At 73.4% G+C, this 9,715-nt stretch carries 7 protein-coding genes; all 7 read left to right on the top strand.

Translation table 11 applies throughout. The features are described from left to right. Positions 1-109: 109 nt before the first annotated feature. The 7 genes from ACFRCR_RS13010 to ACFRCR_RS12980 all read left to right on the top strand — a co-directional run bounded on the left by ACFRCR_RS13010 (position 110) and on the right by ACFRCR_RS12980 (position 9,680). Positions 110-1,063 carry an ABC transporter permease gene (locus ACFRCR_RS13010; protein WP_138824082.1) on the top strand — a complete coding sequence of 318 codons (954 nt, stop codon included), beginning with the start codon at positions 110-112 and terminating at the stop codon, positions 1,061-1,063. Position 1,064: 1 nt separating this feature from the next. Then, on the top strand, positions 1,065-3,173 hold the full coding sequence (locus tag ACFRCR_RS13005) for a dipeptide/oligopeptide/nickel ABC transporter permease/ATP-binding protein (protein ID WP_377678059.1): 2,109 nt from the start codon (positions 1,065-1,067) through the stop codon (positions 3,171-3,173). Continuing rightward, entirely contained in the window at positions 3,170-3,964 is a 795-nt protein-coding gene (locus ACFRCR_RS13000; RefSeq protein ID WP_138824080.1) for an ATP-binding cassette domain-containing protein, read from the top strand. Before ACFRCR_RS13005 ends, ACFRCR_RS13000 begins: the two co-directional genes overlap by 4 nt. A 72-nt stretch (positions 3,965-4,036) precedes the next feature. Continuing rightward, complete coding sequence (locus tag ACFRCR_RS12995) at positions 4,037-4,960, top strand: dihydrodipicolinate synthase family protein (RefSeq protein WP_191788946.1); 924 nt, start codon at positions 4,037-4,039, stop codon at positions 4,958-4,960. Further along, positions 4,957-6,033: an ROK family protein gene (locus tag ACFRCR_RS12990; protein WP_377678057.1), complete on the top strand. Its 1,077-nt coding sequence runs from the start codon at positions 4,957-4,959 to the stop codon at positions 6,031-6,033. The genes ACFRCR_RS12995 and ACFRCR_RS12990 overlap by 4 nt, the downstream gene beginning before the upstream one ends. A gap of 47 nt (positions 6,034-6,080) precedes the next feature. Next, the gene (locus tag ACFRCR_RS12985; protein ID WP_377678055.1) at positions 6,081-6,818 is read left to right on the top strand and encodes an N-acetylmannosamine-6-phosphate 2-epimerase; all 738 of its coding nucleotides are present in this window, start codon (positions 6,081-6,083) and stop codon (positions 6,816-6,818) included. Between the two features lie 339 nt (positions 6,819-7,157). Beyond that, complete coding sequence (locus tag ACFRCR_RS12980) at positions 7,158-9,680, top strand: exo-alpha-sialidase (RefSeq protein WP_377678053.1); 2,523 nt, start codon at positions 7,158-7,160, stop codon at positions 9,678-9,680. Positions 9,681-9,715: the final 35 nt, after the last annotated feature.

Here is a 9,715-nt window from a genome sequence, read left to right as displayed (position 1 = left end):
AGTTCATGCAGCGCGACCTGCGCCTGCTGCTGGCGAAGAACCCGGCCGGCTGGCTGGAGACGTTCTCCCTGATCGACCCGCCACCCACCCCGACCCCGAGGAGTACCGCGTGACCGCGCTCCTACGACTGACCGGACGACGCCTGCTCGCCCTGCCCGTCATGATCCTGGGCATCACCCTGCTCGTCTTCGTCGTCATGCAGTTCGCGCCCAGCGACCAGGCGACCAACGCCCTCGGCGAGTCCGCCACGGACGCGGCCAAGGAGGCCTACCGCGCCGCGAACGGTCTGAACGACCCGATGCTCGTGCAGTACGGCAACTTCCTGGCCGGCCTGGTGCGCGGCGACATGGGCATGACCGTCCCGCCCTCCCAGCCCGTGAACGAGCTCATCGCCAACGCGTTCCCGCTCACGCTCCAGCTCACGTTCATGGGCCTGGCGATCGCCGTCGTGCTCTCGCTCGTGCTCGGCGTGACCGCCGCCCTCTACCGCGACCGCTGGCCCGACCAGGCCATCCGCGTCCTGTCGATCGCGGGCGTCGCGACGCCGTCGTTCTGGCTCGCGATCCTCCTCATCCAGCAGTTCTCGCTGCGCCTGGACTGGTTCCCCTCGGGCGGTTACACGAACCCCTCGGACGACTTCGGGATGTTCCTCGCCTCGATGTTCCTGCCCGCGCTCTCCCTCGCGATCCCCGTCGCGGCGTCGCTGACCCGCGTGGTCCGCACCGCGATGGTCGAGGAGCTCGACCGCGACTACGTGCGTACCGCGATCGGCTCGGGGCTGCCCCGCGGCGTGGTCGTCGGGCGCAACGTCCTGCGCAACGCGCTCATCACACCCATCACGGTGCTCGGCCTGCGCGTCGGCTACCTCATGGGCGGGGCGGTCATCATCGAGGTCATCTTCGACCTGCCCGGCATGGGCAAGCTCATCCTCAACGGCGTGACCGCGAGCGACACCGCCCTGGTGCAGGGAGTGACGCTGACCGTCGCCCTGACCTTCGTGGTCGTCAACATCCTGGTCGACCTCCTCTACCTCGTCGTCAACCCTCGAATCCGGACGGTGTGACATGCGTCGGAAGCTGACAGAACGACTGTCCCGCCCGGGCCTGCGCCTCGCGGCCCTCCCCCTGGGCTCCAAGATCGCCCTCGGCTTCGTGCTCCTGGTCGCGCTCCTGGCGATCTTCGCCCCGCTCGTCGCGGCCTACGACCCGCTGCAGTCCGGCACGCCGGCCCAGCCGCCGTCGGGCGAGCACTGGTTCGGCACGGACCGCACGGGCCGCGACATCTTCTCGCGCATCGTCTACGGGGCCCGCTACTCGCTCGTGATCGGCCTGGGAGCCACCGCGGTCGCCCTGGTCGCGGGTGCGATCCTCGGCTCGGTCGCCGCGACGGCCCACAAGGCCGTGAGCGAGACCCTCATGCGGATCCTCGACATCATCATGGCCTTCCCGGGCATCGCCCTGGCCGTGGTCTTCGTGGCCGTGTGGGGCAAGTCCCTGCCGGTCCTCATCTTCACGATCGCGTTCCTCTACACCCCGCAGATCGCCCGCATCGTCCGCGCCAACGTGCTCAGCCAGTTCGGCGAGGACTACGTGTCGGCCGAGAAGGTCATCGGCGCGCGGACGTCGCTGATCCTGATGAAGCACGTGGCCCGCAACTGCCTCGCCCCGATCATGGTGTTCGCGACCGTCCTGGTCGCCGACGCGATCGTGTTCGAGGCGAGCCTGTCCTTCATCGGCGCGGGCGTCCAGGACCCCGAGCCCTCGTGGGGCAACGTCATCGCCTACGGCCGCAACCTGCTCCTCAACGGCGGCTGGTGGGCGACCTTCTTCCCCGGCATGGCGATCCTCCTGACGGTCCTCTCCCTCAACGTCCTGTCCGAGGGCCTCACGGACGCGATGGTCCGCCCCGCGGCCCGCAAGCCGGCCGAGGCTCGCACCGCTGCCGCCGCGGCCGAGGACGCCGCGCACGCCACGGACCCGCTCACCGAGCCCGACGCCGACGCCCCCCTCGAGTACTCGGGCGGCGCCGACCTGCGCGAGCCGCGCGCGCTCGACGAGCTCGTCGCCGACACCTCGGTGATCCCCGACCCGGAGCTCGCGGTCGCGGCGGCCGCCGCCCAGCGCGAGGCCCTCGCCGTCCAGCTCGACCGCCTGCGGGTGGCCGAGAGCCACCGCACCGACCGCCTGGTCCACACGGGCGACGCCGCTCCCCTGCTCGAGGTCAAGAACCTCTCGATCCGTTTCCCCGAGCGGCACGGCGACGTGGCCGTCGTGGACGACATCAGCTTCTCGGTGCGTCCCGGCGAGACCATGGCGCTGGTCGGTGAGTCGGGCTGCGGCAAGTCCCTCACGAGCCTCGCGGTCATGGGCCTGCTGCCCGCCTCCGCCCAGGTCACGGGCGAGATCCTGCTCGACGGCGTGGACCTGCTCACCACGACCCCGGCCCGCCGCAACGCGCTGCGCGGCCACGAGATGGCCATGGTGTACCAGGACGCGCTGAGCTCGCTCAACCCGTCGATGCTGATCCGCACCCAGATGGCCCAGCTCGTCAAGAGGGGCGGGACGCGCACCGCGGTCGAGCTCCTCGAGCTCGTGGGCCTCGACGCCCAGCGCACGCTCAAGAGCTACCCGCACGAGCTCTCGGGCGGGCAGCGCCAGCGCGTGCTCATCGCCATGGCGCTCACGCGGGACCCGCGACTGGTCGTCGCCGACGAGCCGACCACGGCCCTCGACGTCACGGTCCAGAAGCAGGTCGTGGACCTGCTCAACGAGCTCCGCGAGGAGCTCGGGTTCGCGATGGTCTTCGTGAGCCACGACCTGGCGCTCGTCGCGTCGCTCGCGCACCGCGTGACGGTCATGTACGCGGGGCAGGTCGTCGAGTCGGCTCCCGTGCCGAGCCTGCTCATGAACCCGCAGCACGAGTACACGCGCGGGCTGCTCGGGGCGGTGCTGTCGATCGAGTCGGGCGCGGAGCGCCTGCACCAGATCCCCGGCACGGTCCCCTCGCCGCGCGACTTCGCGACGGGCGACCGCTTCGCTCCCCGGTCCTCCCGACCGCAGGACGCGTTCGTGCCCCGTCCCCCGCTGCGCACGCTGCCGGGGACCGACCACCGCTACGCCAGCCACACCGAGTCGACCGACAGCGGACTGCTGGTCCAGGAAGGTGCCCGATGAGCGACGACGCTCCTGTCCTGGAGCTCAAGGACGTGCACGTGGTGCACAAGGCCCGCACGGGCAAGCTCTTCCGTCCGGACCGCGTGCACGCGGTCGCCGGGGTCGACATGGCCGTGCGCCGCGGCGAGACCATCGGGATCGTGGGCGAGTCGGGCTGCGGCAAGTCGACGCTCGCCAAGGTCATGGTGGGCCTCCAGGCCCCCACGAGCGGTGACGTCGTGTTCAACGGGCGCAGCGTGCTCAAGCGCAACGCCCGCACCCGCAAGGAGTTCGGGCGCGCGATCTCGATCGTGTTCCAGGACCCGTCGACGGCCCTCAACGGCCGCATGCTGGTGCGCGACATCCTGCGCGACCCGCTCGACGTGCACCAGATCGGCTCGCCCCGGGACCGTGAGCGCCGCGTGAGCGAGCTCCTCGACCTCGTGGGCCTGCCGCAGTCGGCGCTCGACGTGCTGCCCAGCCAGGTCTCGGGCGGTCAGCGCCAGCGCGTGGCGATCGCCCGCGCCCTGGCGCTCGACCCGGACGTGATCGTCGCGGACGAGCCCACGTCGGCGCTCGACGTCTCGGTGCGCGCCCAGGTCCTCAACCTCCTGACGGACCTCAAGGCGCGCCTGAACCTCGGGCTCGTGTTCATCTCGCACGACATCCAGACCGTCCGGTACGTCTCGGACCGCATCGCGGTCATGTACTTCGGGAAGGTCGTCGAGGAGGGCACGGCCGAGGAGGTCTTCGACCGCCCGACGAACGACTACACCCGGACCCTGCTCGGCGCCGCGCCGACCCTGCTCTGACGGTTCCCCCATCCCTCGGTGCCGGGCGGAGCCCTTCCGCCCGGCACCACCGCACCATCCTTGGAGTCCGCTGTGCCCACCACGACCACCTTCTCCGGTGTCATCCCTCCCGTCGTCACCCCGCTCACGGCCGACGGCGAGCTCGACCGCGCGTCGTTCGAGCGCCTCATCACGAGCCAGCTCGACGCGGGCGTGCACGGCCTGTTCGTGCTCGGTTCGTCGGGTGAGGTCGCGTACCTCGACGACGCCCGCCGCTCCCAGGTCATGGAGGCGGCGGTCGAGATCACCGCGGGCCGCGTGCCCGTCATGGCGGGCGTGATCGACCTGACGACGCGCCGCGTCGCGGACCAGGTCCGCCGCGCGCAGGACGCGGGCGTCGACGCGGTCGTCGCGACGGCTCCGCTGTACATCCGCACGAACGACGACGAGATCGAGCGTCACTTCCGGGGCGTCGCCGCGGCGAGCGACCTGCCGCTGTTCGCGTACGACGTGCCCGTGTGCGTGCACTCGAAGCTCGACCTGGGCATGCTGGTCCGTCTGGGTTCGGAGGGCGTCATCGCGGGCGTCAAGGACTCGAGCGGTGACGACGTCGGCTTCCGTCGCCTGGTCGCGGCGAACCGTGCGGCGGGCAGCCCGCTGCGCCTGTTCACGGGCCACGAGGTCGTCGTCGACGGCATGCTCCTGCTCGGCGCCGACGGCGTCGTGCCGGGCCTCGGCAACGTCGACCCGGCGGGCTACGTGCGCCTGTGGGACGCGGCGCAGGCCGGCGACTGGGTCCGGGCCCGCGACGAGCAGGACCGCCTCGCGTCCCTGTTCGAGATCGTCTTCCAGCCCCGCGGCTACAGCGGCGGCGCGAGCGGCCTGGGCGCGTTCAAGACGTCGCTGCAGCTCCTCGGCGTGATCGGGTCCAACGTCATGACGACCCCGGCCCCCGCCCTGGAGGGCGAGGTCGTGGACCAGATCAAGGTGATCCTCGCGGAGGCCGGGCTGCTGTGAGCGTCCCGACCCACCGCACCGCCGTCGGGATCGACCTGGGCGGTACGAAGATCGCCGCGGGGCTCGTCCGCGACGACGGCACGGTCCTCGCCCGGGCCGGGGTCCCCACCCCGGCCCGGGAGGGGGCGGACGCGATCCTCGACGCGGTCGCGCGCCTGGTCGCGCTCCTCCTGCCCGACGGCGCCGACGCCCCCGGGGTCTCCGGCTCGCCCGACGCCCTGGTCGGGGTGGGCATCGGCTCGGCCGGGGTCATCGACTCGGGCCGCGGCCGAGTCGTGGCGGCGACCGACGCCCTGACGGGGTGGGCCGGCGCCGACCTCGCGGGCGGGACCGCCACCCGCCTCGCGGCAGCGGGCGGCCCCGCGGCGGGTCTGCCCGTGCACACCGACAACGACGTGCACGCGCACGCGCTGGGCGAGCACTGGCTGGGGGCGTGCGCGGGGACGCGGACCGCGCTCGTCGTCGCGGCCGGCACCGGGGTCGGGGCCACGCTCCTGCTCGACGGCACGCCCCAGCACGGCGCACGCCACGTGGCCGGGCACCTGGGGCACCTGCCCGCGGCCGAGGCGGCGGGCCTGCTGTGCACGTGCTCGCGCTCGGGCCACCTCGAGGCGATCGCGTCGGGGCCCGCGCTGCACGCCCTGTACCTGCGGCTCGGCGGCGATCCCACGGTCGAGACCGCTCGGGTCGTGTGCCAGATCACCGACGTCGACCCGGTCGCCCACCAGGCCGTGGTCCTCGCGGCCACGGCCCTGGGCCGGACCGTGGGCGGCGTCGCGAACATGCTCGACCCCGAGGTCGTCGTGGTCAGCGGCGGTCTCGCGGGGGCCGGGAGCCTGTGGTGGGACACCCTGTCCGCCGCGGTCGCGTCCGAGCTCATGCCCGCGCTCGACGGCCTGCCCGTCGTGACCGCGACGCTCGGCGGCGACGCGGCCGTCCTGGGGGCGGCCCGGCTCGCGTTCGTCGCGCACGAGGAGCGAGGGACGTCCGTCGTACCGAGCGAGCCGGACGCGCCCGTCCACCCCGGCACGCCCGAGGCCGTCGCACCGCTCGCCTCGCTCGTGACCCCGTGACCCCGTGACCCCGTGACAACCGTCCCTCTCGCCTCCCGGAGGATCCCGTGACCGACCGTCCGTCGACCGCCCCCGCACCCACCGCGGGACCGGTGACCCCCGACCCGCTCGTCGCGCTGCGCGGCGGCCTCGTCGTCTCGTGCCAGGCCTACCCCGGCGAGGCCATGCGGGACCCGCGGACCATGACCCAGGTCGCGCTCGCCGCGGTCCGCGGCGGCGCGGTGGGCATCCGTGTCCAGGGCGTCGCGGACGTCGAGCACGTCACGCACGCGTTCGCCGAGCTCGGGATCACGGTGCCCGTGACAGGGCTCTGGAAGGACGGGACCGACGGGGTCTTCATCACCCCGACCCTGCGCCACGCGGTGGCCGTCGCCCACGCCGGAGCGACGATCGTCGCGATCGACGGGACCCGGCGACCGCGCCCCGACGGCCTGAGCCTCGCGCAGACCGTCGCGGGCCTGCGCGAGCAGGCGGCCGCGCTGGTCATGGCGGACTGCGGGAGCCTCGACGACGCGCTCGCGGCCCGCGACGCCGGGGTCGACGTCGTCGGGACGACGCTGTCTGGGTACACGGGCGAGCGGCCGCGCACCGACGGGCCGGACCTCGAGCTGCTCGCCCAGCTCGTCGACCGCCTCGACGTCCCCGTGATCGCCGAGGGCCGCGTCCACTCCCCCGCCCAGGCGCGCGCCGCGCTCGACGCCGGCGCGTGGGCGGTGGTCGTCGGGACCGCGATCACCCATCCCACGAGCATCACCGGCTGGTTCGTCGACGCCCTCACCGCCTGACGCCCCCGCCCCCTCTCAGCCCCTGGCTGAACCGGCCCTCCCTCGACCGACCCGGCCCGACCCCACCCAGCCCCACCCGGACCGCCCGCACCGCCGCGGACAGCCCGGCACGCACACGCCGGACCACGACGGTCCCGCACCCGCCCGCCCGACGCCCGCTCCGCCGTCGGGCACCTCGCACCAGGAGCCCCCAGACCGGACCCCCGCACCCGACTCGGTGCCGAGGCGGAGGTCCGCGCCGCGCCCCGTCCCGCGCCCGGGAAGGGGCACGGCCCCCGCAGGACCGCACCGTGCAGCACGACAGCAAGAGCTCTGACCCGACGAAGCCAGGAGTATCTGATGCCACTGCACCCACCCACCCCGCCCAGCGCCGCACCGCCGTGCACGCGCCGCCGGTCACGCGCGGCGCTCGCCGCCGGGCTGTCCCTGCTCCTCGTGGCCCCGGCCGCGAGCGCCCAGGCGTTCGACCCGTTCCCTCCCGCCGCGACCGACGGGCCGGGGACGTTCTCCGAGCAGACCCTCGCGGTCGGCGGTACGGGCGGCTACGCGAACTACCGCATCCCCGCGCTGACCACGACGAACGACGGCACGATCCTCGCGTCCTACGACGGGCGGCCGTTCAACGCCGCGGACGCCCCGCAACCGAACTCGATCCTGCAGCGCGTGAGCCGTGACGGCGGCGCGACGTGGGAGCCCACGACGGTCGTGGCCGCGGGGCACGGGACGAACGCCTCCCCCGACAAGTACGGGTTCTCCGACCCGTCCTACGTCGTGGACCGCGAGACGGGAACCGTCTTCAACTTCCACGTGAAGTCCTTCGACCAGGGCTTCGGCGGGTCGGCCACGGGCGTCGACCCGACCAACCGCCAGATCCTGCACGCCGCGGTCAGCGTCTCGGAGGACGGCGGACAGACGTGGGAGGGCCGCGTCATCACCGACGGCGCCAAGGACCCGTCGTGGGCCGGCATCTTCGCGGCCTCGGGCGAGGGCATCCAGCTGCGCTACGGCGAGCACGCCGGACGGCTGGTCCAGCAGTTCACGGCCCGCATGGGCGGGACCTACAAGGCCTACAGCGTCTACTCCGACGACCACGGCGCCACGTGGCAGCACGGCGAGGCCTTCGGGACGGGCATGGACGAGAACAAGTCGGTCGAGCTCTCCGACGGTCGCGTCATGATGAACTCGCGCGACTCGGCCGGTAGCAAGTACCGCAAGATCGCCTTCTCGACCGACGGCGGGCACACCTACGGCCCCGTGACGCTCGACCGCCAGCTCCCCGACCCGACCAACAACGGCTCGATCTCGCGCCTGTACCCCGACGCCCCCGAGGGCTCGGCCGAGGCGAGGATGCTGCTGTTCAGCAACTCCAACAGCACCACGGGCCGTGAGAACGTGACGGTGCGTCTCTCGTGCGACGACGGTGCGACCTGGCCCGGCTTCCGGGTCGTCAACCCCGGCTCGGGCGCGTACTCGACGCTCTCGCCGATCGGCGACGGGCGGTTCGGGCTCCTGTACGAGACGCAGGGCATGAACGCGATCTCGTTCGCGAGCTTCGACCAGGAGTGGCTCGACGCGACGTGCGCCTCGACGGTCGTGCCGGACACGACGGTCGCGACGGGCGGCACCGTGCAGGTCCCCGTCCAGGTGACCAACCAGAACCAGGCGTCGCTCGCCGCGTCACGCCTGACGATCGACGCCCCCGTGGGCTGGAGCGCGACCACGGTCGACGTCCCGGCGCTCGCGGTCGGCCAGACCGCGACGGTCCAGGTCGCGCTCACGGCGTCCGCTACCGCGGCGGCGACCACCGCGAACAACCCCGTGCGGGTCCAGAGCGTCCTGACGGCGGCCGACGGCACGCAGGCGCGCGCCTACGGCTACGTGACCGTGACGGGCGGTCCCGCGGGCCCCGTGACCTCGCTCGCGGTGTTCGGGAAGTACACGACCGACCGTGACGTCGCGGCCCAGCCGTACGTCGTGGGCGAGCGCGTCCCCTACTCGTTCCGCGTCTACAACACCGGGACCACGGCCTACCGCTCGACCGCGACGGGCAACCTGACGAACCTGTCCCCGGGGTGCAACTGGAGCAGCCTGCCCGCGGGCGGCACGTACCTGTGCGGGCTCGCGTACCGCGTCGTGACGGCCGGCGACCTCGCGGACGGCTTCTTCGTGCCCGAGACCCGTTGGTTCATGAACGCGGACCAGGCCTCGTCGGTCGCGCTCCGGGGCGCCCCGGTCGACCTGGTCGACCGCCGCCCCTCGCTCGCCGTCACGGCAGGCGAGGCCACGGTCGAGGACACCGACGGGAACGGCTCGGTGAACGCGGGTGACGTCGTGGTCAGCCCCGTCACGGTGCGCAGCACCGGCAACGTGCGGCTCACGGGCGTCGGGGCGGCGGGCCTGTGCACGCTGCCCGAGCTCGCGACAGGCGCCGAGGCCTCGTGCGGCGCGGTGCGTCGCACGCTCACGGCGGCCGACGTCGCAGCGGGCTCGCTCGCGGGCCGGACCGTCACGGTCTCCGCGTCCAACGGCGACCTCGCCGTGACCGGGCAGGTCGAGGTCGCGCCCTACGAGGTGCCCGCGCAGCCCGTCGTCCCCGTCGAGGTGACCGCGAGCGCCCAGTGCGTCGCCGGCAAGGTCCAGCTCACGGGCCGTGCGGTCAACGCCGGGGACGAGGCGCTCGACGTCACGATCCGCTCGACCGCGGGCACCAAGGCGTTCACGGGGCTCGCCCCCGGGCGCAGCGCGTCACAGCGGTTCGCGACCCGTTCCGCCTCCGTGGCGGCCGGGCAGGTCTCTTTCGACGTGACCGCCGGGGGTGCGACGACGATCCTCGTCGCACCCTACGACGCGACGTCGTGCTGATGGGCGGCTGATCGGCCGCACCGCAGACCTCGGCC

This window comes from Oerskovia sp. NPDC056781 (genome assembly GCF_042789955.1).
GTDB classification, from domain to species: Bacteria; Actinomycetota; Actinomycetes; order Actinomycetales; family Cellulomonadaceae; genus Oerskovia; species Oerskovia rustica.
Note: the sequence above shows the minus strand (reverse complement) of the source record. Positions and strands in the feature narration are given on the sequence as shown.

What these genes read in the sequence shown, in the direction of transcription:
- ACFRCR_RS13005 (WP_377678059.1), top strand. Translation starts at nt 1,065, where the DNA reads ATGCGTCGGAAGCTGACAGAACGACTGTCCCGCCCGGGCCTGCGCCTC.
- ACFRCR_RS13000 (WP_138824080.1), top strand. Translation starts at nt 3,170, where the DNA reads ATGAGCGACGACGCTCCTGTCCTGGAGCTCAAGGACGTGCACGTGGTG.
- ACFRCR_RS12980 (WP_377678053.1), top strand. Translation starts at nt 7,158, where the DNA reads ATGCCACTGCACCCACCCACCCCGCCCAGCGCCGCACCGCCGTGCACG.